This is a genomic window from Komagataeibacter melaceti (assembly GCF_003403295.1).
In the GTDB taxonomy this organism is placed as follows: Bacteria; Pseudomonadota; Alphaproteobacteria; order Acetobacterales; family Acetobacteraceae; genus Komagataeibacter; species Komagataeibacter melaceti.
Genome location: NZ_QUWV01000014.1, coordinates 39,454 through 64,607, shown reverse-complemented (window position 1 = coordinate 64,607; position 25,154 = coordinate 39,454). Strand labels below are relative to the sequence as shown.

Annotated in this window: 23 protein-coding genes and 2 tRNA genes; 17 read left to right on the top strand and 8 right to left on the bottom strand. The window is 63.5% G+C overall.

The window, feature by feature from the left end; all coding sequences use genetic code 11:
- Window positions 1–19 precede the first annotated feature (19 nt).
- From DY926_RS01865 to DY926_RS01815, 11 genes are all read left to right on the top strand, one after another.
- On the top strand, window positions 20–1,132 hold the full coding sequence (locus DY926_RS01865; protein ID WP_116701833.1) for a Rieske 2Fe-2S domain-containing protein: 1,113 nt from the start codon (window positions 20–22) through the stop codon (window positions 1,130–1,132).
- Window positions 1,133–1,210: 78 nt separating this feature from the next.
- A complete protein-coding gene (locus DY926_RS01860) occupies window positions 1,211–1,414 on the top strand; it encodes a hypothetical protein (protein WP_116701832.1) in 204 nt (67 codons plus the stop codon).
- A gap of 96 nt (window positions 1,415–1,510) precedes the next feature.
- Window positions 1,511–2,065 carry a dCTP deaminase gene (gene dcd, locus DY926_RS01855; RefSeq protein WP_116701831.1) on the top strand — a complete coding sequence of 185 codons (555 nt, stop codon included), beginning with the start codon at window positions 1,511–1,513 and terminating at the stop codon, window positions 2,063–2,065.
- An 18-nt stretch (window positions 2,066–2,083) separates the two neighbouring features.
- Complete coding sequence (gene murA / locus DY926_RS01850; RefSeq protein WP_116701830.1) at window positions 2,084–3,346, top strand: UDP-N-acetylglucosamine 1-carboxyvinyltransferase; 1,263 nt, start codon at window positions 2,084–2,086, stop codon at window positions 3,344–3,346.
- A 46-nt stretch (window positions 3,347–3,392) separates the two neighbouring features.
- On the top strand, window positions 3,393–4,190 hold the full coding sequence (gene hisG / locus DY926_RS01845; protein ID WP_408886023.1) for an ATP phosphoribosyltransferase: 798 nt from the start codon (window positions 3,393–3,395) through the stop codon (window positions 4,188–4,190).
- Window positions 4,187–5,500, top strand: a complete 1,314-nt coding sequence (gene hisD, locus DY926_RS01840; protein WP_116701828.1) for a histidinol dehydrogenase — start codon at window positions 4,187–4,189, stop codon at window positions 5,498–5,500. Before hisG ends, hisD begins: the two co-directional genes overlap by 4 nt.
- A gap of 87 nt (window positions 5,501–5,587) precedes the next feature.
- Window positions 5,588–5,806, top strand: coding sequence for a translation initiation factor IF-1 (gene infA / locus DY926_RS01835; RefSeq protein WP_010508114.1), 219 nt, complete (start codon window positions 5,588–5,590; stop codon window positions 5,804–5,806).
- A 17-nt stretch (window positions 5,807–5,823) separates the two neighbouring features.
- Entirely contained in the window at window positions 5,824–6,453 is a 630-nt protein-coding gene (locus DY926_RS01830) for a Maf family protein (RefSeq protein WP_116701868.1), read from the top strand.
- Window positions 6,450–7,568, top strand: a complete 1,119-nt coding sequence (locus DY926_RS01825; protein WP_186336036.1) for a ribonuclease E/G — start codon at window positions 6,450–6,452, stop codon at window positions 7,566–7,568. Before DY926_RS01830 ends, DY926_RS01825 begins: the two co-directional genes overlap by 4 nt.
- Window positions 7,561–7,767, top strand: coding sequence for a DNA gyrase inhibitor YacG (locus DY926_RS01820; protein WP_116701827.1), 207 nt, complete (start codon window positions 7,561–7,563; stop codon window positions 7,765–7,767). Before DY926_RS01825 ends, DY926_RS01820 begins: the two co-directional genes overlap by 8 nt.
- A gap of 59 nt (window positions 7,768–7,826) precedes the next feature.
- Window positions 7,827–7,902: transfer RNA gene (locus tag DY926_RS01815), tRNA-Phe, on the top strand.
- 284 nt (window positions 7,903–8,186) lie between these two features.
- On the opposite strand, the gene DY926_RS01810 is transcribed toward DY926_RS01815, so the two are convergent.
- The 4 genes from DY926_RS01810 to DY926_RS01795 all read right to left on the bottom strand — a co-directional run bounded on the left by DY926_RS01810 (window position 8,187) and on the right by DY926_RS01795 (window position 15,137).
- Window positions 8,187–9,533 carry a dihydroorotase gene (locus tag DY926_RS01810; protein WP_116701826.1) on the bottom strand — a complete coding sequence of 449 codons (1,347 nt, stop codon included), beginning with the start codon at window positions 9,531–9,533 and terminating at the stop codon, window positions 8,187–8,189.
- Window positions 9,534–9,801: 268 nt separating this feature from the next.
- A complete protein-coding gene (locus DY926_RS01805) occupies window positions 9,802–11,979 on the bottom strand; it encodes an EAL domain-containing protein (protein WP_241503007.1) in 2,178 nt (725 codons plus the stop codon).
- A gap of 67 nt (window positions 11,980–12,046) precedes the next feature.
- The gene (locus tag DY926_RS01800) at window positions 12,047–14,086 is read right to left on the bottom strand and encodes a putative bifunctional diguanylate cyclase/phosphodiesterase (protein ID WP_241502999.1); all 2,040 of its coding nucleotides are present in this window, start codon (window positions 14,084–14,086) and stop codon (window positions 12,047–12,049) included.
- 493 nt (window positions 14,087–14,579) lie between these two features.
- Window positions 14,580–15,137, bottom strand: a complete 558-nt coding sequence (locus tag DY926_RS01795) for a cytochrome b (RefSeq protein ID WP_116701867.1) — start codon at window positions 15,135–15,137, stop codon at window positions 14,580–14,582.
- 320 nt (window positions 15,138–15,457) lie between these two features.
- Here DY926_RS01795 and DY926_RS01790 point away from each other — a divergent pair, with 320 nt between their 5' ends.
- A complete protein-coding gene (locus DY926_RS01790; RefSeq protein WP_116701823.1) occupies window positions 15,458–15,976 on the top strand; it encodes a hypothetical protein in 519 nt (172 codons plus the stop codon).
- 48 nt (window positions 15,977–16,024) lie between these two features.
- Here DY926_RS01790 and DY926_RS01785 read toward each other — a convergent pair whose 3' ends face one another.
- Entirely contained in the window at window positions 16,025–17,029 is a 1,005-nt protein-coding gene (locus DY926_RS01785) for a ferritin-like domain-containing protein (protein WP_116701822.1), read from the bottom strand.
- A 217-nt stretch (window positions 17,030–17,246) separates the two neighbouring features.
- On the bottom strand, window positions 17,247–17,921 hold the full coding sequence (locus DY926_RS01780) for an ATP-dependent Clp protease proteolytic subunit (protein ID WP_116701821.1): 675 nt from the start codon (window positions 17,919–17,921) through the stop codon (window positions 17,247–17,249).
- A 205-nt stretch (window positions 17,922–18,126) separates the two neighbouring features.
- Here DY926_RS01780 and DY926_RS01775 point away from each other — a divergent pair, with 205 nt between their 5' ends.
- The 5 genes from DY926_RS01775 to DY926_RS01755 all read left to right on the top strand — a co-directional run bounded on the left by DY926_RS01775 (window position 18,127) and on the right by DY926_RS01755 (window position 23,845).
- Complete coding sequence (locus tag DY926_RS01775; RefSeq protein ID WP_116701820.1) at window positions 18,127–19,137, top strand: OmpA family protein; 1,011 nt, start codon at window positions 18,127–18,129, stop codon at window positions 19,135–19,137.
- An 87-nt stretch (window positions 19,138–19,224) separates the two neighbouring features.
- Window positions 19,225–20,466, top strand: coding sequence for an LL-diaminopimelate aminotransferase (locus DY926_RS01770; RefSeq protein ID WP_116701819.1), 1,242 nt, complete (start codon window positions 19,225–19,227; stop codon window positions 20,464–20,466).
- 26 nt (window positions 20,467–20,492) lie between these two features.
- Entirely contained in the window at window positions 20,493–21,827 is a 1,335-nt protein-coding gene (locus DY926_RS01765) for a homoserine dehydrogenase (RefSeq protein ID WP_116701818.1), read from the top strand.
- A 27-nt stretch (window positions 21,828–21,854) separates the two neighbouring features.
- The gene (gene recJ, locus DY926_RS01760; protein WP_116701817.1) at window positions 21,855–23,702 is read left to right on the top strand and encodes a single-stranded-DNA-specific exonuclease RecJ; all 1,848 of its coding nucleotides are present in this window, start codon (window positions 21,855–21,857) and stop codon (window positions 23,700–23,702) included.
- A 67-nt stretch (window positions 23,703–23,769) separates the two neighbouring features.
- A tRNA-Glu gene (locus tag DY926_RS01755) sits at window positions 23,770–23,845 on the top strand.
- Window positions 23,846–24,089: 244 nt separating this feature from the next.
- Here DY926_RS01755 and DY926_RS01750 read toward each other — a convergent pair.
- On the bottom strand, window positions 24,090–24,470 hold the full coding sequence (locus DY926_RS01750) for a hypothetical protein (protein WP_116701816.1): 381 nt from the start codon (window positions 24,468–24,470) through the stop codon (window positions 24,090–24,092).
- Window positions 24,471–24,713: 243 nt separating this feature from the next.
- Window positions 24,714–25,151 (bottom strand): YkgJ family cysteine cluster protein, encoded by a 438-nt coding sequence (locus DY926_RS17770; RefSeq protein ID WP_241503006.1) that lies wholly within the window; start codon window positions 25,149–25,151, stop codon window positions 24,714–24,716.
- Window positions 25,152–25,154: the final 3 nt, after the last annotated feature.

The window sequence follows — 25,154 nt, the reverse complement described above, 5'->3', positions numbered from 1 at the left end:
CACTTCGGGACTGCACCACATGAACCAGATTTCCCCCGCCCTGGCAGACACCGCATCGGAGGCCCGCCAGCCCGACCTGCGCCGGGTCAATTCCAATCCGGATTTCTGGTATCCGGTTGCATGGTCTTCCGACGTGCGCAAGGGCAAGACCGTGGGCGTCACCTTCGCGGGTATCCCCATCGCCCTCGTCCGCCCGGAGGAAGGGGGCCTGTTCGCCCTATACGACCGCTGCCCCCACCGGCAGGTACCGCTGAGCCAGGGCATCGTGAACGGCCAGACCGTGCGCTGCTGCTACCATGGCTGGGCATTCGGCCGTTCGGGCCGCTGCATTGACGTGCCTTACCTGGGCAAGGGCAAGCTGCCCAACGGCGTGCGCAGCTACCCGGTGCGTGAGGCAGGCGGGCTGATCTTCGTTTTCCCCGGAGACCCGGAAAAGGCGAAGACCGTTCCCTTCCCCAAGCTGGCACAGACGGACAACCCCGCCTTCAAGACCCGGCACTTCAGCCCGCGCGTGAACTGCCACTACACCTTCATGCATGAGAACCTGATGGACATGAACCATCAGTTCCTGCACCGCCGCCAGATGGGCCAGATCAAGGCCCGCTTCCTGGGGCAGGACCGTGGCGAGGACTTCATTGAGGCCCGCTACAGCTTCATGCGCAGCGGTGGCCAGCAGCCGCTGGCCGAACGGCTGATCTTTGGCAAGCACAAGGACCTCAACGGCCGCGAACAGCCCGTTGAGGAGGTCGTGACCATCCGCACCGAATATCCGTACCAGACCCTGCGCATCACCGACAAGGACGGTGACCTGATCATGGATCTGTGGGCGGCCTACGTGCCGGTGGACAAGGACCAGCGCGTGACCCAATCCTTCGGCCTGCTGTCCGTGCTGCGCCCGAAGACCCCGCTGCTGATCGACGTGATCTGGCCGGTGCTGGGCTGGTTCACCAACCGCATCTTCCTTGAAGACAAGGACATTGTGGAAATGGAGCAGGCTGCGTGGAACGAGGTCGGCTATGACCGCAATGTGGAAATCTTCCCCATCGTGCGCGAACTGCGTGAGCTTCTGGTCCGCTGCGGCTGCCCGCAGGACGTAAAGCCCGCGCCCGAGCCCGAAAAGAAGCCGGCCTGACACCCTGTAGTGTAATGGCCCCGCCCGCCCCGTAACCGGGGCGGGCGGATATTCATTCCTGCCCCAAGAAACACGACCATGACCGAACGGCCTGACACCCCCCGCCTGACCGACCGGGCCGAGGCTGCCCGCCGTGAGCGCCTTGAGCGCGAAGCCGCGGCCCTGCGCGCCAACCTGCGCCGCCGCAAGCAGCAGAGCCGCGCGCGCAGCACCCCCGATGACACACCCGACAGCCGCGGGGGCGAACACAGCGGAAGCGACATATCCGGCAACGAAAGGTGATTGCCGGTTGCGGTCGGCTGGTCACTTCGCTAGTGGTCGCGCAGCGACGGGCAGCTTTCATGCCCGTGCGCCATCAATGCCGAAGGAAGGGACACCATGCCAATAATGCCTGATACGTGGATTCGTCGCATGGCCACGGAACATGGCATGATCGAACCCTTCGTGGAGAAGCAGAACCGCAGCGGGGTCATCTCGTTCGGCCTGTCATCCTACGGCTACGATGCGCGCGTGGCGAGCGAGTTCAAGATCTTCACCGACGTGGACAACGCGGTGGTGGACCCCAAGAACTTTGCCGAAAACAGCTTCGTGACCCGCCGGGGCGACTGCTGCACCATCCCGCCGCACAGCTTCGTGCTGGCGCATACGGTCGAATATTTCCGCATACCGCGTGACACGCTGGTCATCTGCCTGGGCAAGTCAACCTATGCCCGCTGCGGGATCATCGTGAACGTGACCCCGCTCGAGCCGGAATGGGAAGGGCAGGTCACGATCGAGATCAGCAACACCACCCCCCTGCCCGCGCGCATCTACGCCAATGAGGGGATCTGCCAGTTCCTGTTCCTGCAGGGCGCATCCCCGTGCGAGACCAGCTACGCCGACCGCAATGGCAAATACATGGGGCAGGTCGGCGTCGCCCCGCCACGTATGTAAGGGCAGGGAAAACAGGGCATGGACCGTTTCATCATTCACGGCGGGCACCCGCTGCGTGGCGACATCATTATCGGGGGGGCGAAGAATTCGGCCCTGAAGCTGCTGGTTGCCGGACTGCTCACCTCCGAACGGCTCGTGCTGGACAACGTGCCCCGCATTGCCGACATCCGCACCATGCGCCGCCTGCTCGAACAGCACGGCCTGACGGTAGAGGATGTGAACGGTGATGGCGGCACGCTGGCGGTGGGCGGCAGCATCACCAACACGGAAGCGCCCTACGACATCGTCTCCAAAATGCGGGCCTCGATCCTTGTGCTCGGCCCGCTGCTGGCCCGGTGTGGGGAGGCGCGCGTATCGCTGCCCGGCGGCTGCGCCATCGGCACCCGCCCCGTTGACCTGCACCTCAAGGCGCTGGAAACGCTGGGGGCCAGGATCACGCTGGAAAACGGCTATATCCATGCCTCCGCCCCCGGCGGGCTGAAGGGGGAGCGGGTCATCCTGCCCTTCGCCTCGGTGGGGGCGACGGAAAACCTGCTCATGGCCGCCTGCCTGGCCAAGGGGCGGACCGAGATCGTCAACGCCGCGCGTGAGCCGGAAATCGGTGATCTGGTGGGCTGCCTCAACGCCATGGGCGCCCGCATTACCGGCGTGGGCACCGGCAAGCTGGTCATTGATGGCGTGGAGGAACTGCATGGCGCGCGGTACCGCGTCATGCCCGACCGCATCGAATGTGGCACCTATGCCTGTGCAGCCGCCATTACCGGCGGGGAACTGCGCCTTGTCGGCGGCCAGGTCGAGCATCTGGGCGCGGTAGTGCGCGCGCTGGAGGAAGCGGGCGTGGAAATGGTGCAGGAGGACGGGGCGGTCCGGGTCCAGCGCACCGGCGCGCTGCGCGGCGTCGATATCATGACCGAGCCCTATCCCGGTTTCCCCACGGACATGCAGGCCCAGTTCATGGCGCTGCTGTCGGTGGCCGAAGGCGCGTCCATGGTGACCGAAACCATTTTTGAAAACCGCTTCATGCATGTGCCCGAACTCAACCGCATGGGCGCGCGCATCAACGTGCATGGGTCGTCCGCCATCATCCGTGGCGTGCATTCCCTGTCCGGTGCGCCGGTTATGGCGACGGACCTGCGGGCATCGTTCTCGCTCATTCTGGCGGGGCTTGCCGCCCATGGCGAGACGATCCTGAGCCGCGTCTATCACCTTGACCGTGGTTACGAGGCGGTGGAACGCAAGCTGGCCCAGTGCGGCGCGCATATCGAGCGCGTATCCGGCTAGTCACGGCTGCCCCCGGAAAAGCGCCCTTCCTGCATGATGGCTGAATGTGGTATGCGCGCATGTCACGAAAAAGCGCCCTGCCCGCCGGGGCGCGCCTGCTCTCATGTCGGAGAATGCATTGACCGCCCTGTCACCGGCCCAGCCCCCCGCCCCGGAAACGGATAGTCCGCTGATACTGGCCCTGCCCAAGGGCCGTATCCTCAAAGCCGCGGCGCCGCTTCTGCATAGGGCGGGCATCGTGCCCGGCCCGGATTTCAACGACGAAAAAAGCCGTCTGCTGCGTTTTGAAACCAATGACCCCGGTATCGACGTAGTGCGCGTGCGCTCGTTCGATGTCGCGACATTCGTCGCCTTCGGCGGTGCGCAGGTCGGCATATGCGGCGCCGACGTGCTGATGGAATTCGACTACCCCGAAATCTATGCCCCGCTTGACCTGGGTATTGGCGGCTGCCGCATTTCCATCGCCCAGCCCCGTGACCGGAGCGGGCAGGAGGATAATCCCAACCGCCTGTCACAGGTGCGGGTGGCGACGAAGTACCCCTCCCTCACGCGGCGGCATTTCGCGGCGCGCGGCATCAACGCCAGCATCGTGCACCTGCATGGCGCGATGGAACTGGCCCCGGTGCTGGACCTGTCGCACCTGATCGTGGATCTGGTCGATACGGGCTCCACCCTGCGCGCCAACGGGCTGGAGGAAACCGACGTCATCGCCCATGTCACCAGCCGCCTGATCGTGAACCGCACGGCGCTGAAGACCCAGCCCGAGCGTATCACCGCCCTTATCAACCGTTTCCGTACGGCGCTGGCCTCCCCTCCGGCGCAAGCCAAGGACCACACGGCATGAAGCGTCTCGACATTACACAGCCCGATTTCCGCGCGCAGTTCACAAGCCTGCTGGCCGAGCGGGACAGTGACACCGCCAGCGTGGACGCCCCGGTGGCTGAAATCCTCGCCGCCGTACGCGCCGGTGGGGATGAGGCACTGTGTGAGTTCACCCGCCGCTTCGACCGCATGGACGTAACGCCCGCGGGCCTGCGCATCACGGCGGATGAGATCGAGGCCGCCTGCGCCAGTGTTTCGGCCGAACTGCTGGCGGCACTGGACCTCGCGGCCACCCGCATCGAGTCGTTCCACAGGGCACAGATGCCGGAGTCCCTGTGCTATACCGACGCCGCCGGGGTTACGCTGGGCATGCGCTGGACGGCGCTGGATTCGGTCGGGCTTTACGTGCCCGGTGGCAAGGCGGCCTATCCCTCCTCCGTGCTGATGAACGCCATCCCCGCGCATGTGGCGGGCGTGCGGCGCATCGCCATGTGCGTGCCCACGCCCGATGGCGTGCTCAACCCGCTGGTGCTGGCGGCGGCACGGCGCGCTGGCGTGACCGAAATCTACCGCGTGGGTGGCGCGCAGGCGGTGGGGGCCATGGCCTATGGCACCGCCACCATCGCCCCGGTGGACCGTGTAGTGGGTCCGGGCAATGCCTATGTAGCCGAGGCCAAGCGGCAGGTGTTCGGCACGGTGGGAATCGACTCCATCGCCGGCCCGTCCGAGGTGGTCGTGGTGGCGGATGGCAATAACGACCCGCGCGCCATCGCCCTCGACCTCCTGGCGCAGGCGGAACACGACCCCATGGCCCAGTCCATCCTGATCACGCCCGATGCGGAGATGGCGGCAAAGGTGGAACAGGCGGTCGCAACCGAACTCAAGACCCTGCCGCGTGCCGAAATCGCCCGCACAAGCTGGGATACGCACGGGGCGATCATTACCGTGCGCAACCTTGATGAGGCGGCGGACCTTGTAAACGAGATCGCGCCGGAACATCTGGAACTCATGGTCGATGCGCCCACTCCGGTATTCGACCGGGTGCGCCATGCCGGGGCCATCTTTGTCGGGCGGTACTGCCCCGAGGCCATTGGCGATTACGTGGGTGGCCCCAACCACGTGCTGCCGACCAGCCGCACGGCGCGTTTCTCGTCCGGGCTGTCGGTGTTCGACTTCATCAAGCGCACCACGTTCATCGAGGCGCAGGCCGAGTCGCTACGTGAAATCGGCCCCGCCGCCGTAAGCCTGGCGGAGGCGGAAGGGCTTGATGCGCATGCCCTGAGCGTGGCCGTAAGGCTTGCCGCACTTGACCGCGCGCATGATGGAGCTTGACCCGCGCCGCCCGCACCCCCACATAAACCAACCGTACTGCGCTGCGGGCCCGCAGCAAAACGGCAACTCCAATGATTGAAGGACACGATGTCTAAAGAAGACATGATTGAATTCAGCGGCACGGTAACCGAGCTGCTGCCCAACGCCATGTTCCGCGTCACGCTGGATAATGAGCATACCATCCTGGCGCATACCAGCGGCAAGATGCGCAAGAACCGCATCCGTGTCCTCGCGGGGGACCGCGTGAATGTGGAAATGACGCCCTATGACCTGACAAAGGGTCGCATCACCTTCCGCTTCAAGTAAGCCGCGCATTGTCGGTCATGACCGAAGCCCCCACCCCGGCGGGGGTGGATGCGGGCGCGCGGATGGTCCTTGCCTCGGCCTCCCCCCGGCGGCAGGAACTCCTGCGCCAGATCGGGATCGTCCCGGACCGCATATATCCCGCCGATATTGACGAGACACCCCGCCGCGACGAACTGCCCCGCCCCTATGCCCAGCGGCTGGCCGCTGAAAAGGCGGACCATGTGGCGGCCGCACTCGATATTCCGGCACTCGTCATCGCTGCCGACACGGTTGTCGCACTCGGGCGGCGCATCCTGCCCAAGGCCGAGGACGCGCAGACCGCGCGCACCTGCCTCAACCTGCTGTCCGGCCGCCGCCACAGCGTCCATACGGCCGTGTCCATCCGCCCCACCGCCGCATGGCGCGAGGGACGTGCGGGCAACCGGCTTGTTACCAGCACGGTGACGTTTTCCCGCCTGACCCCCGCACAGATCGAGGCACTTCTTGCCGCCGGAGACTGGAACGGCAAGGCGGGCGGTTACGCCATACAGGGGCACGCGGCGGCATTCGTGCGGTTCCTGTCGGGCAGCTACACCGGCATCGTGGGCCTGCCCCTGTTCGAGACGGCGCAGATGCTGCGCGGGCAGAAGGGGAACTGGCTCCGTTGAACACGCGCATCTGCGCCAGCAGCGGGCCGGGGGAAATCCGCCTTGCCGTAACCGGCAACGGGCAACTGCTGGATTTCACCCTGTGGCGGCCTGACATGGCCGACGGGGTGGGTGACATCTATCGCGCGCCCGTCAGCGCCCACGTGCCCGCCCTTGGCGGTACCTTCATCACCCTGCCCGGACAGGAACAGGCGGGCTTCCTGCCTGATTCCGAGGGGCTTGGCCCGCTGACACAGGGGCAGAGCGTCCTTGTGACCGTTACCCGCAGCGCGCAGGGCGGCAAGGGCGTGCGGCTGGGCGCGCGCAACCTGCCCTCCAACCTGCCCGGCGGGGCTGAGCCACAACTGCTGCGGCGTGGCCCGACACCGCTGGAACGCCTTGCCCGGCAGTATCCCGATGCGCCCATCGTGATTGATGACGCAAATATCGCAACCCTGATCCCTGCTGCCTTCCACCCCCGGCTTACGCGCGTCAACTCTGCCTTTGACAGTGAATTGCGCGCGCAGGCCGATGCGCTGGAAGACCCCGTCGTGGCCCTGCCCGGCGGCATGTCGGCCAGCATCACCCCCACCCCGGCGCTGGTGGCGATTGACATGGATGGCGGGGCAGCCAGCGCGGACAGGCGCCCCAAGCAGACCGCCCAGTTCGCCGCCAACCGTGATGCCCTGCCCGACCTGCTGCACCAGTTGCGGCTGCGCAACCTGTCTGGCGCGATTATCGTGGATGTAGCGGGTCTGGCCATCCGCAAGCGCAGGGCGCTCGGGGAGACGATCGGGGCCGCACTGGCGCTTGACCCGCTGCGCCCGCGCTTTCTGGGCTTTACGGCGCTGGGGCTGGCCGAGATCGTGCGGCCGCGCGTGCATCCGCCACTGCATGAACTGCTGAACTCCCGCGCGGGCCGCCTGCTGCGCGCACTGCGGGTGCGGATGCAGGCAGACCGGGGCATGCCGCCCAATGGTCGGCCTGTCAGGCTGGAATGTGGATATGGTATCATGCAGATCCTGCAGGACCATCCCGCCTGGATGGAGGATTTCATGCGCCTGACCGGCCGCATGCTCCAGCCTGTCCCGGATCAGACCCTGCCCGCCAATGGCTGGAGATTTGACCATGACTGAACCATCCACCCTGCCGCCCTGCCCCATCTGCGGCCAGCCCGCGCAGGCCCGCTACCGGCCATTCTGCTCACGCCGCTGCGCCGATGTTGATCTTGGTCGCTGGTTTTCGGGGCAGTACCGCGTGCCATCGACAGAGATCGCACCCGACGCGGATGAAAAATACACAAGACGGGTTGATCCCGACGATGAGGTAGGTTAAACGCTTGTCCACCGTCACGGAGGCACAGACCACCGTGATGCGCCGGACAACGGCCCGGTGCCCAAGTAGCTCAGTTGGTAGAGCATGCGACTGAAAATCGCAGTGTCGGTGGTTCGATCCCGCCCTTGGGCACCATTCATTCCCTTAAAAATGAATATGTGCTGGAATTTCACCTGATACATCGGGGTGGTTTTCTGTTCGCATCCACTTTCCCGGAATTCCGGTGATTTTCGCCATCGTGGGAATAGAGGGCACGCGACGCAGGCCCATATTCCGACCTGCTGCGGCAATGATCCATCATGCCGCTTTTGCCTGCCAGACCCGGCTTTGCAGCCGGGCCGGTGGCCTCCCCAAAACTTCAAAAAGATTGGGGTAACGCCGCCTTTTTGAAAAAAGGCGGCACCCAAAAACTTTTATTTTTAGGCTTCAGAACCCTGCGGGCGGTCCGTTGCCTCAAAGCGCAGGGGTTCACCCTGTGCGGTGGGCGCCAGTTCATTTTCCCACATCACGACATTACCCCGAATGACCGTACCAATCGGGCGACCCGTCAGTTCACGCCCGACAAAAGGCGACCACCCGCATTTCGAGGCCAGCCAGTCCTGCTGGACCGTCCAGCGGGCACCAAGGTCCACGACCGAGAAATCGGCATCAAACCCCACCGCAATACGCCCCTTGCCCACGAGTCCGAACAGGCGCTGCGGCCCGGTGGAGGTCATGTCCACCACCCGGCGTAGTGACAGCCGCCCATGGGCCACGTGATCGAGCATCAGCGGCAGCAGCGTCTGCACGCCCGGCATACCGGAAGGCGAATCGGGATAGGCACGCTGCTTGGCTTCCAGCGTATGCGGCGCATGGTCGGAGCCGATGATGTCGGGCACGCGCTGGTCCATCCAGTACCACAGCCCGTCACGCCATTCGCGGCCACGGATGGGCGGGTTCATCTGCGCCAGTGTGCCAAGTTCGGCATAGGCGTCTTCCCCCGCCAGGGTCAGGTGCTGGGGCGTGACCTCGCAACTGGCGATGTCCTTATGCGCCGAAAGGAATTCCAGCTCTGCGGGCGTGGTGACATGCAGGACATGGATACGCCGCCCCGTGCGCCGCGCCAGATGCACGATGCGCTGCGTGGCGCGCAGGGCCGTCTCCTCATCGCGCCATACGGGGTGGGAGGACGGATCGCCCGCCTGCCGCTCGGACAGGCGCTCCTGCAGACGGGTTTCATCCTCAGCATGGATGGCGACGCGGCGGCGGCCGGAGCGCAGCACACGTTCCAGCACCCGGTCATCCGACACCAGCAGGTTGCCGGTGGATGAACCCATGAAAATCTTGATGCCTGCCGTACCCGGCAGCATTTCCAGCTCACCACAGCGGTCCGCATTGTCGGTGGTCGCGCCAACGTAGAAGGCATGGTCACACCACATGCGCCCACGTGCGCGCTCAAGCTTGTCCAGCACCGCTTCCGGGCAGTCGGTGGCGGGGCGGGTGTTGGGCATCTCGAACACGGCGGTCACGCCGCCCATCACGGCAGCCATGCTGCCGGTGGCCAGATCCTCCGCCCCGGTCAGGCCCGGCTCACGGAAATGGACCTGCGTATCAATCACGCCGGGCAGGATGGTCAGGCCCGTACAGTCAATGACCCTGCCGGCATCGCCCTGCCCGCCAAGTCGGGCAATACGGCCGTCGCGCACATACACATCGGTCACGACCGTGGCATCTGGCAGGACGACACTGCCATTTTTCAGACAAAGATCAAAAACGGGTAAGGTCATGGGACTATCCTGTGGCCATGTGCCCGCCAACCGTTACCGAACGGAAGCTGGGGCAGGAAACATCGTGCCGGGCCAAGCAGTGCCCACACGTCTTTCCCCCGATGTAGGACATGCGCGCCCTGCCATGCAAACCGCCCCGGCTGGAAATCATGAAGAAGTTTCTGGAGAAGCTTTTCCCGAAAAGCCTTAAAGAACATCGCCTTGTTGGAAAAAAGGCGATATCTGAAAACTTTTATTACCTATCAACCTGTTATGTCAGGGCAATTTCTTACGGCTGGGGTGCAGGCAGCGGGTCCGGCCGCCATGGATGCGGCTCACGCGACCAGGCCAGCACGTCATCCGGTGTCATGGGCCGCGCGAACAGGTAGCCCTGCGCCACGTCACAGTTCAGGCCCTGCAGCAGCTTGAGCTGCGCCTCCGTCTCGACCCCTTCGGTCACGACCGTCATGTTCAGCCGGTTGCCAATGCCGATGACCGCGGTGGTGACCGCCTGCGCATTGGCATCCTGCTCAAGGTTCATGATGAACGTGCGGTCGATCTTGATTTCGGTCAGCGGCAGGCGCGTAAGACGGGACAGGGACGAATACCCCGTGCCGAAATCATCCATCGACAGCCCGACACCAAGGGCACGGATCGCGGACAGCCCCCGCATCGTTTCCTCGTTCTCCCCCATCATGACGCTTTCCGTTATCTCAACGGTCAGCCGCCTGGGGGCCACGCCATGTTCCTTGAGGATACGTTCGATCAGCAGCGGCAGGTCCCGGTTGCAGAAATGCACCGCCGACAGGTTGACCGACACGGCGGGCACATGCAGCCCTTCCTTGTCCCAACGCACGACCTGGCTGACCGCTTCCTCCAGCGACCACGCGCCGATGGTCTCGATCTGCCCGGTATCCTCCGCCACCGCGATGAAGCGTGAGGGGTAGATGTTGCCCAGCGTGGGGTGGTTCCACCGCGACAGTGCCTCCGCCCCGTACAGCTTGCCGGTGCGGATATCGATCTGGGGCTGGTAGTGCAGGTTCAAAAGGCCACGGGCCAGCGAATCACGCAGCGCGGACCCCAGCAGGAGCCGGTCTTCCGCCGCGCGGTTATCCGCCGTGCTGGACACGCAGTATCCCCCGCGCCCTTCCTTCTTGCACCGGCGCATGGCGCTTTCGGCATGGCTGAGCAGGGACTGCCCATCGGGGCCGTTTTCAGGGAAAATGCTGATCCCGATACCCAGTGATACGACCAGCAGGTTGCCCGCAATCTCGACCGGCTCCTGCATGCCCTTGATCAGCCGGTCAGCAAAGATCACGGCCCGCGCCTCATTCGTGTCGGGCAGCACGATGACGAACTCATCTCCCCCCGACCGGCTGATGATATAGTTGGTGCGCGACAGGGTCTTGAGCCTGTGGGCAATGGCCTTGAGGAAGGCATCGCCATTCATGTGGCCCAGCGTGTCATTGATATCGCGGAAACGGTCGATATCGACCATGAAGATCGCGAAATTATTGTCCCCCGGCAGGTCGATCATCGACCTGATGACCTTGTGAATGGCGGAGCGGTTGAGCAGCCCGGTCAGCGAATCATAGTTCGCAAGCTGGGAGATATGCTGCTGTGCCTCGTAATTCTCGATCACCACGCCACAGAACGAGACGGAGCCGGTCACGATCTTCTGCGGCCAGTCGCTCAGCTTGTACTGATTGCGTGAATAGAGGGCGAAAATGCCCGAAATCCGGCCATTGCGTGACTTGATGGCCGAAGCCCAGCAGTTGTGCAGCCCCAGCGAGATGCCAAGCGAGCTGTAGCTGTCCCACACGATGCGCCCGACCGCCTGCGGATCACGGGCGATGGTGGCAAGGTCTTCCTCGCTCAGTTCCACATTTTCCAGCGCCGTGGCGTAATGGCGCGGCAGGCCCGGACCCGACAGGATATGCAGTCGGTTGTTGTCCCCCAGCAGGATAAGGACAGCCACCGTGTTGGGCACGAAGCTTTCCACCTCCCGGCAGATCAGGTCGGCCACATCGGGGATCATCATGTCGTTCGAGATGGCCTCGAACACCGTGTTCTGCAGGTCATGCAGCTTGCGGCGGTGGCTCTCCTCGGTCACGCCCTTCATGATGGCCATGTAGTAGCGTTTCTTTTCCGGCCCCAGCACGGCGGTCGAGATCGACATCTCGCCTGAAATGTAGTCGCCGGCCTTGTTCTCGAACGTGACCTCGCGCGATGTGCCGACAATCCGGTCCATGCCGCTCTCACGGTTCCGGTCGATGTAGCTGTCATGGTCGGGGCGATAGACCGAGGGGACGAGGCGGCTCACATTCTGTCCCAGCACCTCGCTTTCGGCAAAGCCCCACAGCTTTTCCGCCGCCGGGTTGAAGAAGATCACCTCGTTACGTTCATTGATGATCACGATGCCGTCCGTGGCCTGCTCCAGCAGTTCAAGGCTGACATCCGCCGTCATTCCCGTAGCCCGGTCCGCCAGTCTGGTATCCGTTTTTCCGTCCATTCCGGGCGGAGTGGTCGCGTCCTCATACTGTTTCATAACGGATTCCAGAGCTCTCAAATCGCGGGACAAAATAAGGAGAAGAATGAAATCGGCGGCTTTTCTGTCCGGCCTGCTGCAGGCGTGGGGTCTGTCCCCCGCCTACATGGCGGACTGCCGCACCTGTAATGGTCTGGCCGGGAGCGCCAAGCAGGTAACCCTGCCCTTCGTCACACCCCTCGGAATAAACAAGGGCGAGCTGGTCACCCGTCTCGATCCCCTGCACCAGAACCGATATGTGCAGGGCGTGACCGGCAATCGTGACAGCACGGACCAGCTCCGCCACGCGGGGGTCGGTCGTGACCTGCTGCATGACCAGGCGGTCGAGCTTGATCTTGTCAAAGGGGAAATCACACAGCGCGGCCAGGACGGAATTCTCCCCGCCAAACTGGTCCAGCGCAAAACGGACCCCGAGCGCATGCAGCTTCTGCGCCATGAGCAGCGCACGGGTCCGGTCGCGCTGCACGGTGCCTTCCGTAATTTCAATCACAAGGCGGCTGGCTGGCAGGCCCGTACGCTCCAGGACCCCGCGCACGGTCTCGACAAAGCGGGGTTCAAGGAACTGCGAGGCCGACATGTTGACCGCGACGCAGATATTTCCCTCCCACCCCGCAGCGGCCTGACAGGCATGCTCCAGCACCCATTCGCCAAGCTGAATGATCAGGCCGCTTTCATCCGCCAGTTCAAGGATTTCCAGCGGCGGCACGGAACCGCGCGTGGGGTGGTTCCACCGCAGAAGCGCCTCGTAGCCCGAGACCTCGCCTGTCGCAACCACGGTCTGCACCTGATAGTGTAGCGAAAGCTGCTGCTTCGCCATGGCCTGCTTCAGGTCCTCACACAGCGCACGGCGTTCACGTACGTTCTGGTCGAGTGAGCTTTCATAGAACCAGACATTCTGATGCAGGTCGCTCTTGGCGCGGTACATCGCCATGTCAGCGCGTGAAATCAGGGTCTCGCCATCGCTGGCGTCAATGGGATAGACCGCCACGCCAATGCTGCCGCCGCTTGTGACCATGTAGTCATCAATCTGGATGGGCTGGTTGAGCGCCTGCTGGATACGCTTCACGAAACCATGCAGTTCCCTGTCATCCACCATGCGGTGAAGTGCTACGAATTCATCACCGCCCAGACGGGCAACAAATTCCCCTTCCCCCAGCAGGGCGCAGAACCGTTTCGCCAGGGTCACCAGTACCGTATCACCCGCGGCGTGGCCCCGGGTGTCATTGATTTCCTTGAACTTGTTCAGATCGATGCCGATCATGGCAAAGGGCCGGTCGCGCTGGTCAGACCGCGCCACTTCCTCGGCCAGTCGTTCGTTGAAGCTTATGCGGTTGGGCAGGCCCGTCAGCGCGTCGGACATCGCCATGCGATGCAGTTCGCCATACGATTCCCGGCGCAGGCTGCCATCAATGACATAGCTGGCGATGCCGGTGATGATGGTCAGCAGCGAACCGCCCAGCACCGCGAATCCGATCATCTGGAACTGCTGGTTGTCGTGCATCGCGCCCATATGCGCCCGCATGATCACATGCATGGCCGCCATGCCGGTAAAATGCAGTCCGGCCACGGCGCCCGCCATGGCCAGCGTCATTTCAATCTCACGCCGCAGACCGGCGGGCTGTAGCGCCAGCCTTAGCGCAACCGTGGACAGCCCGATCCCGATCCCGATGGACAGCGCCATGAGCGGCGTGTTCCACACCACCGGCGCATCCAGCCGGTAGGCCGCCATGCCGGTATAATGCATCCCCGCGATGCCAAGGCCCAGGATCGTGCCCCCGGTCAGGCAGCCGCCCCATCCGCGCAGCCTGATGGCCGCCCCCACCGCGCAGGGTATGGCCACAAAGATGACCAGCAGCGACAGGGCCGTCCTGATCGGGGCCAGATGCCCCCCGGCGCCGGAATGATAGGCCAGCATGCTGGCGAAATGCGTACACCAGACAAAGGTGGAGCCCGCCACGGCTGCCATCAGGTACCAGCCGATGCGCTGCCCGCCGCGTGTTTCGGAAATACGGGTGACGAGGCGCATGGTAACCCACGCGCCCATTATACAGACAATAAATGCACCGATTAAAAGGAAGGGGCTATAAACCTTCAGCTCATAGACAGGATTGCTCATAGATTCCATTTTGAACGATCAATACCATCCAATTACTGGTATAACGCAGGCATATAACCGGCTCCACACGCAGGAATGTGGAAAAATTATCAGGCATCAACCGCGTGCAGCAGGGATGTTCCAATAAGGTTATCAGCTATTTATTTACGTTTGCTGATATTGGGTTAACACTAATAAACACCCAGAGGAGATGCAACAGAAATCATACATGTATGATTTCTATATATCCTCACGCTCAATCCCAAGCCTGTGAATATACAGATATTCCCAAGGATATGCATGATACAACATGCAAAATTATCACATTTAGGTTTTTTTTCCTATTTTATACTTCCCGGCAGAGCATGATGTTCTGGCTTGTCCAGCAGCCCGGACAGACTATTCAGCAGGCATATATCCATCATTACGGTAACATGCGCTGGAAAACCCGGTCCCGGCAGAACAGCAGGTGGTAAAGTCCGGCACAGGCATGGAAAAGCGCCACCCAGAACAGCAGCCACGCCCCCCAGTGGTGCAACCATGAGAAAAAATGGTGCGTCGCGGATGACATGGCGGGGAATGGCGAGTTGATCGGCATGCCGAAGGCAATTATGGGCCGCCCGGTGGACCAGCGCGCCATATAGCCCAGCACGATCTCACCCCCCAGCAGCATGTAGAGCAGATGGTGGACACCCTTCGCCGCCCGGTCCTGGGCCGTCACGACGGGAAAGCGGATCGCCCGCCCCCCTGTCATGCCCCAGGCCACGCGCGTCAGGAACACGGCGGCCAGCAGGACGCCCAGCGATGTGTGCGTCACCACCATGAGGGGCCGCATCGGCGCGGTGCGTTCCATGAAATGCCAGCCGACCTGGCCCACCACAAACTGCTCGACCACCAGCACGGCCGTAATCCAGTGCAGCCAGCGCGTCTCCCAACTGTAATGGGCAGGCATGGGGGACTGGGGGGAAGAAATGACGGTCATGCCGATCACCTATCATTCATGAAGGCAGGTCACCAAGGGCCGGGACGAACGCGCCGCATCAGGCACGCCACATCCTGCACCAGCCACACATTGTTGCAGGAACGGACCGACCTTGCCATCCACTTTGTGCTGCCACGTCAGCCACCGTGGCCCGGTTCGTCCCCATTCCGGTTATTGCCACGGCCATCGTGCCACGCGGCAGGCGCGCGGGTGCCATGGCCCCATGGAACATCATGACCGGCATGCGGTTGTCATGACATCAAACGGAGCGCACAGTCTGCATCATCCGCCCCGGTAATGTCCTGATGGAGAATAGAGAGATGACCACGCTCGCCACACTTCCCCTGACGCAGATGATCGTGGTGCCCGACCTGCTGAAAGCAGAAGTCGGGACCGTGATGCTGGCCTCGGAAATTTCGCGCGATGACCAGAAAATCGTCATCCGCAGCCGCCTCGTATCAAACGAGGGCATCCGCCCCGGCCTGATCCTGATGACCAAGGACATGCGCGGCTATTTCGCCCCGGATCAGGACTGCACGCAGTTCGTGCGCACCGCCGTGGATGTGACGGAGGCGATGCCCCTGCTGCTGACCAAGATCGTTCCGGGCTTCCGCTATAAATATGATGCGGTCGTCCGTGGTGACATCTGGCAGCTCAAGGACGGCGCGGGCAGGCAGTTCGCCGGGCTTGCCATCGGGTCGGACGAGGAAGAAAGCAAGGTTTACGGTTATGCCCGTATCGAGGGCGGCCGGATCGGGGACATCATCCCCGCTACCCGCGTGGCCTATCTGGGCCAGCTCGACTTTGGCGCGGGGCCGGTCGCACCCACGCTGGGCTAATCGGCATGGTGCCCCCTGCCGCAACGGAAGGGGGCACCACACGAGATGTCAGGCCGCGCCGGGCTGGCTTTCCAGCATGGCGGAATTGGGCGTACGACGCAGGAAGAAACGCAGGAAGCGCGCAAGGTTGGGCGCAAGCTTCGGCCGCAGCAGGCGCGGATCGTAACCGGCGAAACGACGCTCGTTCTCGATCAGGCACATGTCGATCATGTCACGCAGGGGAACATCGACATTGGCGACATCCTTCGTGCCATGCACGGTGAAGTTGTTATCCTGCTGGTGCTTGTTCCCGTCCGCATCGAAGGTCGTGACCATGCCGATGCGTTCATAAAGCAGGAACAGCCACACACCCAGCACGCGCAGTTCAAACCACGGCCTGCGCCACAGTGGCATGGTGGCGCGGTACCAGGCCAGCCAGTTGGCGAACAGCAGGATATGGCGACATTCCTCCTGCATGACCGGCTCGAACGTCTCGATCAGCGCGGGCGGGAAGAAAGCGGACTTGCGGGCGATGGCGAACAGGCCGAACGCGAAGAAGCTGTCCACACATTCCGAAAAGCCCGTGACCATATAGGCCCATTCCACATCACGCGGTTCGATGTAGGGGGGTTCGGACGCCAGCGGGATGCCATAGGCCGCGACCATGTTGGCAAGAACCTCCTTGTGGCGGTTCTCCTCCCACGCATTGCGCGACAGGGCGTCCTTCATGTCCGGGTCTTCAACCAGGCGGGCGTAGGCAGCCATGCGCAGCCGGGCCTTGCCTTCCGTCTGTACCGCGATATCCCATATGGGCAGAGAGGTCACGCGCCGCAGCGTCTCGGCATCCAGCTTGGGCCATTCAATGACCGAAGGCTTGTACGGATTGAAGGTATCACGGAACATTTCCGCAACCGCCCGCTTGTGCTCCGCCGAGCCGGGCTTGAGCGGACCGGGAACAGGGCTGGACCAGTGACGGGCGTTAAAATCGGCCTTTGCCACCGCATCTGGCGTGGCGGCACCCGGGTCCCGGGCCTCAGGGAGGCTGGTATAGATTTCAGAAAGTGATTTCGTCATATCGGCTCGCTGCTCGGAACGGTGTCACGTGGGTACGCCGGCCGATGGGGCGTTCTTCAAAACAGCCTGACATCCCATTGCCGGTCCACTTATTCAATCATAGTCAACAAGAAGTGCAGAACTGTTATCTGGAATTTGCGGGGACCGCCAGAGGTGGTCCCCGCAAATGGTAATGCCAGATTTTATGAACGTGCCGAGAGCTGCGCCTTGCCCTGGATCAATGCAGGTCGGAGATTTTGTCGATCACGCGCGTAACCAGCCCGTACTCGATCGCCTCGGCCGCACCCATCCAGTAGTTGCGGTCCGTATCCTTGCGCACCTTGTCATAAGGCTGGCCCGTCACATCGGCGAACAGCCGGTTGAGACGCTCGCGCATCTTGATGATCTCCCGTGCCTCGATATCGATATCGGTGGCGGGACCGCGCACGCCGCCCATGGGCTGGTGCAGCAGGAAGCGGGTGTTGGGCAGGCAGAAACGCCGGTCCTTGTTCCCCGCCGCGAAAATCAGCGCACCGGCGGAGGCGACCCAGCCTGTGCCGATCACGTTGACCGGGGCGATCGAATCGACAAAGCGGATCATGTCGTGAATCGTGTCACCACTTTCGACATGGCCACCGGGCGAGTTCACGTACACATCGATCGGCTTGTCCGACGTGCCCGCCAGCGCGAGCAGGCGGCCGGTCACGTCACGGGCGATCTTGTCATTGATCGGGCCGAACACCAGCACCTTGCGCTGGTCAAACAGGCGGCTTTCCAGTTCCCCAATGGGGGATGAGAGGGTACGGTTGCGATCCGGCTCCTCGGTTTCCGGGCCCTGGGGTTCGGGAATATCGGGATCTCTCGGATCTTCGTCATCCATGCGGACACGGTGTTTCGGCTGCATGCCGTTCATCGGGTTCTCCCTTTTCTCCGGGACTGGCCTAGTCATGTCCTTATCCTGCGCCGCCTTGCGTCCGGTGCCAAGTCCCGACCTGACAATCGGCACGTGATGATCCCGGCGCGATGCGCCCGCCCCCCTCGCTAAGATCGACATTGCAGGCTAGTTTGCCCCGGCCATGTCGTACTGCAGGGCCGCAAAGGGCCACGGGAGCTAGAAATTGGGAAAGCCGGCACCATCGCCAAGTCCGGGAAGATTTTTTTTTCCGCCTACCGGATTCGCCCGCCCCATCGGGACGGCGCTGCTCGCCCTGCTGGCAACGGGCATGGCCGGATGCGCCCACCATCAGGACACGATCGACACCGTAACCGACTGGTACCATAACTATCAGGGTGGCGTGATCGGCCAGCAGCGCCCGCCACCACCCGGCGCGCACCAGCCCTATCCCAAGATCGGGCTTGGCCCGCACGGGGCGCCCGAACTCCCCTCGCCCGACCTGCGCGCGGACATTACCGCCGATCTGGAGGCCCAGCACGAACTCAGCCAGCGGCAGGATGCGATCATGGGGACCATGCCCTCGCTCGCGGATGTACCGCCGGTGCCCGCCCGCACGGGCAAGGGTACGCAGTCCGCATCGCTCAGGGCGGCGGATGGCGCGCCACCGCCCGCAAGCACACCGTCGGCCGGAGCCACATCCGGCAGCGCCCGCACCGCCCCGCCGGGCATGACCCATCAGGCCGCCCCCGTGCGGGACAGCCGGGGCCAGCTTGTCATGCCCGAAGTCACGACCACCGTGCCGGACAACCCCGAGGCCATGCCCGCCAACCTGCCACAGATGGCCGATGGCCCGCCGCCGTTGCCCGCCATTGCCGGAATTGATGTGCCGGACAATGCGAAGCGGGATGGCATGGACCTGCCATCGTACAACCTCGCCAGCCCTGATGATGGGGAAGACGTGCGCTTCCTGCCCGGATCGGACCAGATCGAACCGGGCGAGGAAGATGTGGTCACTTCCATCATAAACGACCGTGGCAACCGCTTCGTGATCGTGAACGGGTACGGCAACGCCGCGACCGCCACGGCCGAGGGCCAGGCGGCGGCGCTGAACCTGGCCATACTGCGCACCCGCACCCTGACCCGCCTGCTTGTGGCGCGTGGCGTGCCAGCCACCCGCATTGCAGTACACGCCCATGCCTTTGGCAATGGTGCAAGAATTGCCATCGTGCGCTAGAGTGCCCCGGCACCCGCGCCCCGCGCGGGCTGTCACGACCCGATTTTTAACCCGGCGCACAGCTTCGCGCCCTCAACAGAGCGTCCCATGACCGAAGAATTCCATCGTATCCGCCGGCTGCCGCCCTATGTCTTCGCCGAAGTCAACAAGGCCAAGGCCCAGGCCCGAGCGCGGGGGGAGGATATTATCGATCTGGGCATGGGCAACCCGGACACCCCCACCCCGCCGCACATCGTGCAGAAGCTGGTGGAAACCGTGTCCGACCCGCGCGCGCACCGCTATTCCGTCAGCCGTGGCATCCCCGGCCTGCGCCGGGCGCTGGCGGGATATTACGAACGCCGCTTCAACGTGAAGCTGGACCCGGAAACGGAAGTGATCGCGACCCTTGGCTCAAAGGAAGGGCTGGCCAACCTCGCCTCCGCCGTGACAAGCCCGGGCGACACCATTCTGGTGCCCAACCCGTCTTACCCGATCCACCAGTTCGGCTTCATCATCGCCGGGGCGTCCGTGCGCTCGATTCCCGCGACGCCGGATGACGAAATGCTTGAAGCACTGGACCGCGCGGTGCGCCATTCCGTGCCGAAGCCCACGGCGCTGATCGTCAACTTCCCGTCAAATCCCACCGCCTACCTTGCTGACCTTGATTTCTACCGCAAGCTGGTGGCCTTCGCCCGCAAGCACGAAATCTGGATCCTGTCCGACCTTGCCTATGCCGAAATCTATTTTGGCGACAACGTGCCCCCCTCCATCCTGGAAGTGCCGGGGGCGAAGGACATCGCGGTGGAGTTCACCTCCCTTTCCAAGACCTATTCCATGGCGGGCTGGCGCATGGGGTTTGCCGCGGGCAATCCGCGCCTGATCTCGGCGCTGACGCGCATCAAGTCCTATCTGGACTATGGCGCGTTCACCCCCATCCAGGTCGCCGCCGTGGCCGCGCTGAGCGGCCCGCAGGACTGCGTGGCCGAAATTCGCGACATCTATCGCAAGCGCCGCGACGTGCTGATCCAGGGCCTGCACGCGGCGGGGTGGGACGTGCCCTCGCCCGAGGGGTCGATGTTCGCATGGGCGCCGATTCCCGAACGCTTCCGCCATCTGGGCAGCGTCGATTTCTCGAAGCTGCTGCTGAAGGAAGCGGGCGTGGCCGTGGCCCCCGGACTGGGCTTTGGTGAACATGGCGAAGGGTTCGTGCGCATCGGCCTGGTGGAAAACACCCAGCGCCTGCGGCAGGCCTGCCGCTCCATCCGCCATTTCATGACGGAACACGGCGGCACCAGCCCGACCACACAGCAGGCCGCCCCCCTGCACGACACCCACTCCGCCCATTCATGACTGCCCTATCGGTTGACGGAAAAGAAATGACTCCTACCCAATCCACCCCTGCACCCAGCCCCCTGCGCATCGGCATTGCCGGGCTGGGCACGGTTGGCACGGGCGTTTTCAGGCTGCTGCACGAAAACGCGGCGCTGATCCGCGCCCGCGCGGGCCGTGAACTGGTGGTGACCGCCGTCAGCGCCCGCAACCGCACGCGCGAACGCGGGATCGACCTGTCCGGCGTGGCGTGGTGCGACACGCCCGAGGAACTGGCCGCCCACCCGGATGTGGACGTGGTGGCCGAGCTGATCGGCGGGGCGGAAGGCCCGGCGCGGCTGACGGTCAGCCGCGCGCTGGAACACCGCAAGCCCGTGGTCACGGCCAACAAGGCGCTGATCGCCATTCACGGCGCCGAACTGGCCTGCACCGCGCAGGAAGCGGGCGTGCCATTGATGTTCGAAGCGGCGGTTGCCGGTGGCATCCCCGCCATCAAGACCGTGCGCGAAGGGCTGGCGGCTGACCGTATCCTCAAGATCGGCGGCATCCTGAACGGCACGTGCAACTATATCCTGAGCGTCATGCACGAAACCGGCCGGGACTTTGCCGAGATCCTGGCCGACGCGCAGAAGCTGGGCTACGCCGAGGCCGATCCCTCCACCGACGTGGATGGAATCGACACCGCCCACAAGCTGGCGATCCTGGCGGGGCTGGCCTTCGGGCGGCCGGTCGTGTTCGCCTCCCTTTATATCGAGGGTATCCGCCGCATCGGCGCGCTGGACCTGCAGTTCGCCCGCAAGATGGGCTACCGCATCAAGCTGCTGGGCATTGCCCGCCAGCATGAAAACGGGATCGAGGCCCGGGTCCATCCCTGCCTTGTGCCGCAGGATGCCTCCATCGCGCAGGTGAACGGCGTATTCAACGCCGTGGTGGCGGAAGGGGCCTTTGTCGGGCGCCTGATGCTCGAAGGGCGCGGCGCGGGCGAAGGCCCGACCGCCACCGCCGTCTGCGCCGACCTGATCGACATTGCCCGTGGCACCGCCATTCCCGTATGGGGCTGCAATGCGGACAGCCTGACACAGGCCGTGGCCCTGCCCAGCAAGTCGTTCACGGGCGAATATTACCTGCGCCTGAACGTGGAGGACCGCCCCGGCGTGATCGCGGACATCACCGCCGTGCTGCGTGACAATGGCGTGTCCCTGCGCAGCATGCTCCAGCATGCCGATGCGCATGAGGTCCGCCCCGATGGCACCCGCGCCGTGCCGCTGGTGCTGCTGACGCACAAGACATCGGAAGCGGCGATGCAGCATGCCCTGCATCATATTGCCGAACTGTCCGCGGTGCTGGACGAACCCGTCCTGATCCGTATCGACGCGGGCTGAAGCCCGCCCATTACAAAGGTTCCACCCATGTCCGCCGCTGACCTGCTCTCCCCCGCCCCGGCATCCCTTTCCGCGCCTGAAGCGGGGGAACCAGCCGTGCTGGGGGTTACCCGCAGCGTAACGGGGCGGCGGTGGAACTGGCGCGAAGGTGGCCAGGCCAGCCATACCGACCGCATGGGCATGGCCATTGCCCAGCAGACCGGCCTGCCCGAAATCGTGGGCCGCATGCTGGCTTTGCGCCGCATCGCCCCCGAAGATGTCGCCACCTACCTGACCCCCACATTGCGGGCGCTGATGCCCGATCCCTCCACCTGTGCGGACATGGACACGGCGGCAGCGCGCCTGACCACCGCCATCCGCAACAGCGAGACGGTGGGCCTGTTCGGGGATTATGACGTGGATGGCGCGTGTTCCACCGCCCTCATGACCGATTTCCTGCGCGGCATGGGCTGCACGGTCATCACCCACATTCCCGACCGCATGACAGAGGGCTACGGCCCCAACACGCCCGCCATCGAATCCATGATGGACAGGGGGGCCAGCCTGATCGTCTGCCTGGACTGCGGCACGGCGGCGGTGGACGTGCTGGAAGCAGCCAGCGTGCGGGGGGATGTCATCATCCTTGACCACCATCAGGTGCAGGGCGCGCTGCCGCGCGTGCTGGCCACGGTCAACCCCAACCGGCCGGACTGTGCCTCGGGCCTGCGCACCATCTGTGCCGCAGCGGTCACCTTCCTTACCGTCGTGGCCACGGTGCGTATCCTGCGGGGGGAGGGCTGGTTTGATTCCCGCCCCGAACCCCAGCTTATGGACAGCCTCGATCTGGTTGCCCTGGCCACCGTATGCGACGTGATGCCGCTGAGCGGCCTCAATCGCGCTTTTGTCACGCAGGGGCTGAAAATCATGGCGCGCAGGCAGCGCACCGGCCTTTCGGCCCTGCTGGACGCGGCGGGCGCGCGGGACCCGCTTTCCGCCTTTACCTGTGGCTTCGCGCTTGGGCCACGCATCAATGCGGGCGGGCGCATCGCGGATTCGGGCATGGGGCTGCGCCTGCTGCTATGTGATGACGCGGCCGAGGCCCAGACGCTGGCCGAGCGCCTGAATTCCGTCAACCACAACCGGCAGGGTGTCGAGGCCGGGATTCTGGACCGCGCCATGGAGCAGGCGGCCCGGCAGCGCGAGCAGGGCCATGCCGTGCTGGTGCTGAGCGGGCGCGACTGGCACCCCGGCGTGGTGGGTATCGTGGCCGGGCGCATCAAGGAAAAATTCAATCGCCCCGTTCTGGTCGGCGCGGAACTGGAGGATGGCAGCGTAAAAGGTTCCGCCCGGTCCGTGCCGGGGCAGGATCTGGGCGGGGCGATCATCGCGGCGCGACAGGCGGGGCTGCTCACCTCCGGCGGGGGACATGCGATGGCGGCGGGATTCGGTCTGCCTGCGGATGGAATCCCGGCGCTGCATGATTTTCTCGATCGCCACCTGGCCACCGCCGCCGACCTGCCCGATGCCGTGGACCTGACCATTGATGCCGTGGTGAATGTTGCCGCCGCCGATGTGGCACTGGCTACCGACATGGACCGCCTGGCACCGTTCGGCGCGGGAAATGACGAACCCCTGATCGCCCTGCCCCGCGTACGTGTGGCCTATGCCGAGCGGATTGGCCGCGAAGGCAACACCCTGCGCCTGACCCTGCAGGGCGAGGGCCGTGGCCCCCGGCTCAAGGCGCTGGTGTTCCGCGCCAATGAAAGCCCGCTGGCCCCCGTGCTGGAAGATCGTGACGCACCGCCGCTGCACATGGCGGGCTGGCTGCGTGCGGAAAGCTGGAATGGCCGGAAGTCCGCCACTTTTTTCATCCGTGACGTGGCAATCGTCCAATAATTCAATATTTTCACATTGAGGGGTTGACCGCCACCGCCTGTCGGGATACTTACCGCTCACGCCTTTAGTCCCGTTCGTCTAGAGGCCTAGGACACCGCCCTTTCACGGCGGCAACACGGGTTCGAATCCCGTACGGGACGCCAATCGCTTTCGAGTGATTGATTTGATAACAGGCTATATCCGGCTTTTCTTCATGCGGTATGCTCAAGCATTACATAAGAAATAACGGATTTCTTCCTAAAATCTGAATATGTCGGCACGCACAGGCACAGAAGCCTGATGGTCAGCCATAAATATTGCCCATGCTGGAAAATGCAGTCCGCACGGTGGCATTATCGCGAGCATAAGATGCGACAGGTGCGGTGCATCGCTCCATGAAGCAACTCCCTACTTCCCATCAACCGTTACCCGGCTGCCCCAAGGGGGCTGGGGACCATTCTGGGGAAAGCCGGGTTTCCCATCAACAATGACCTGACTGCCCGGCCCATAGGTCTGCGCAGGGTAAGGCCCGGAGCCAATGCCGTAATCGCCCCCCATGCCACCCGGACCGTAGGAAACATAGGGGCTGTACATATATGGAAATGGCATGCCATAGCCACCGGGCATCATTGAAGGCCCACCCAGACCATACATACCGCCGGGCACGGTCGGTTCACGGGATGTGGTGGCAGAGTTGCCCTGAACGCTCCCCATGGGAAAAGACTGCGCACGGGCTGTCAGGGGCAGCAGGGCAAGGCCAGCGGCAATGGCCAACAGGGCTGGGTTCATGGTGCGTCTCCCGTTACGGATGCATCCTGATACGTGGGACTGATGATGTAAATTTCATCCCCCACCGGGTCTCCAAGAGGTCAGTATCACATTAATGGTGGTGGTTGAGCCAGAGCCGACCGTTTCGGATGGATACATGCCGCCTTTAAAAAAAGGCGGCATCCAGAAACTTTTACTTTTTCAGGCGTCCTCTCGAAGTAATTCCGCACATAATTTTAGAAAATCGGAAAGCCATTACTGCCATCAGGCCCCGGCAAAAAGATCACGCCCACCCGTGCGCCATAGATCGAGGGTCGCCGGGTCTTTCAGCAATGCCCGCACCGCATCGTGCAAAAAGACAGGGCCAGCATCCAGCCCCATTTCCTGCTCAATACTTTCAATACGTTTTTCAAGAACAAACAGGAAAATCATGTACTGATGCGCCGCATGGGCATCATCTCCCTGATACCCCATGCTCTTTTCAGAAAAATCACCCTGTTTACAGAGTTCCACATCAAAACTGTAATATCCCCTGCATACCATGGGGCGGCTCTGGTAAATTGAGCATTTCCCATCAAACAGGAAGGGGCAGAACCGGGGCGGGGAAGCCAGTCTGTCACGCAGAATGGCGAACTGTTCCGCATCAAAGCTCCGGCGCGCTTCTTCCACGGCAAGGGCTGCGAAAACGGGATTGACCTGCACAAG

Bases quoted from the DNA above. Each gene is read 5' to 3' on its own strand.
- DY926_RS01770 (WP_116701819.1), top strand. From the start codon at position 19,225: ATGACCGAAGAATTCCATCGTATCCGCCGGCTGCCGCCCTATGTCTTC.
- DY926_RS01830 (WP_116701868.1), top strand. From the start codon at position 5,824: ATGACCGAAGCCCCCACCCCGGCGGGGGTGGATGCGGGCGCGCGGATG.
- DY926_RS01805 (WP_241503007.1), bottom strand. From the start codon at position 11,979: ATGACGGCGGATGTCAGCCTTGAACTGCTGGAGCAGGCCACGGACGGC.
- DY926_RS01780 (WP_116701821.1), bottom strand. From the start codon at position 17,921: ATGAACGGCATGCAGCCGAAACACCGTGTCCGCATGGATGACGAAGAT.
- infA (WP_010508114.1), top strand. From the start codon at position 5,588: ATGTCTAAAGAAGACATGATTGAATTCAGCGGCACGGTAACCGAGCTG.
- DY926_RS01820 (WP_116701827.1), top strand. From the start codon at position 7,561: ATGACTGAACCATCCACCCTGCCGCCCTGCCCCATCTGCGGCCAGCCC.
- DY926_RS01790 (WP_116701823.1), top strand. From the start codon at position 15,458: ATGACCACGCTCGCCACACTTCCCCTGACGCAGATGATCGTGGTGCCC.
- recJ (WP_116701817.1), top strand. From the start codon at position 21,855: ATGTCCGCCGCTGACCTGCTCTCCCCCGCCCCGGCATCCCTTTCCGCG.
- DY926_RS01765 (WP_116701818.1), top strand. From the start codon at position 20,493: ATGACTCCTACCCAATCCACCCCTGCACCCAGCCCCCTGCGCATCGGC.
- DY926_RS01860 (WP_116701832.1), top strand. From the start codon at position 1,211: ATGACCGAACGGCCTGACACCCCCCGCCTGACCGACCGGGCCGAGGCT.
- DY926_RS01750 (WP_116701816.1), bottom strand. From the start codon at position 24,470: ATGAACCCAGCCCTGTTGGCCATTGCCGCTGGCCTTGCCCTGCTGCCC.
- murA (WP_116701830.1), top strand. From the start codon at position 2,084: ATGGACCGTTTCATCATTCACGGCGGGCACCCGCTGCGTGGCGACATC.
- DY926_RS01865 (WP_116701833.1), top strand. From the start codon at position 20: ATGAACCAGATTTCCCCCGCCCTGGCAGACACCGCATCGGAGGCCCGC.
- DY926_RS01810 (WP_116701826.1), bottom strand. From the start codon at position 9,533: ATGACCTTACCCGTTTTTGATCTTTGTCTGAAAAATGGCAGTGTCGTC.
- DY926_RS01800 (WP_241502999.1), bottom strand. From the start codon at position 14,086: ATGCGCCTCGTCACCCGTATTTCCGAAACACGCGGCGGGCAGCGCATC.
- hisD (WP_116701828.1), top strand. From the start codon at position 4,187: ATGAAGCGTCTCGACATTACACAGCCCGATTTCCGCGCGCAGTTCACA.
- DY926_RS01785 (WP_116701822.1), bottom strand. From the start codon at position 17,029: ATGACGAAATCACTTTCTGAAATCTATACCAGCCTCCCTGAGGCCCGG.
- dcd (WP_116701831.1), top strand. From the start codon at position 1,511: ATGCCAATAATGCCTGATACGTGGATTCGTCGCATGGCCACGGAACAT.
- DY926_RS01795 (WP_116701867.1), bottom strand. From the start codon at position 15,137: ATGACCGTCATTTCTTCCCCCCAGTCCCCCATGCCTGCCCATTACAGT.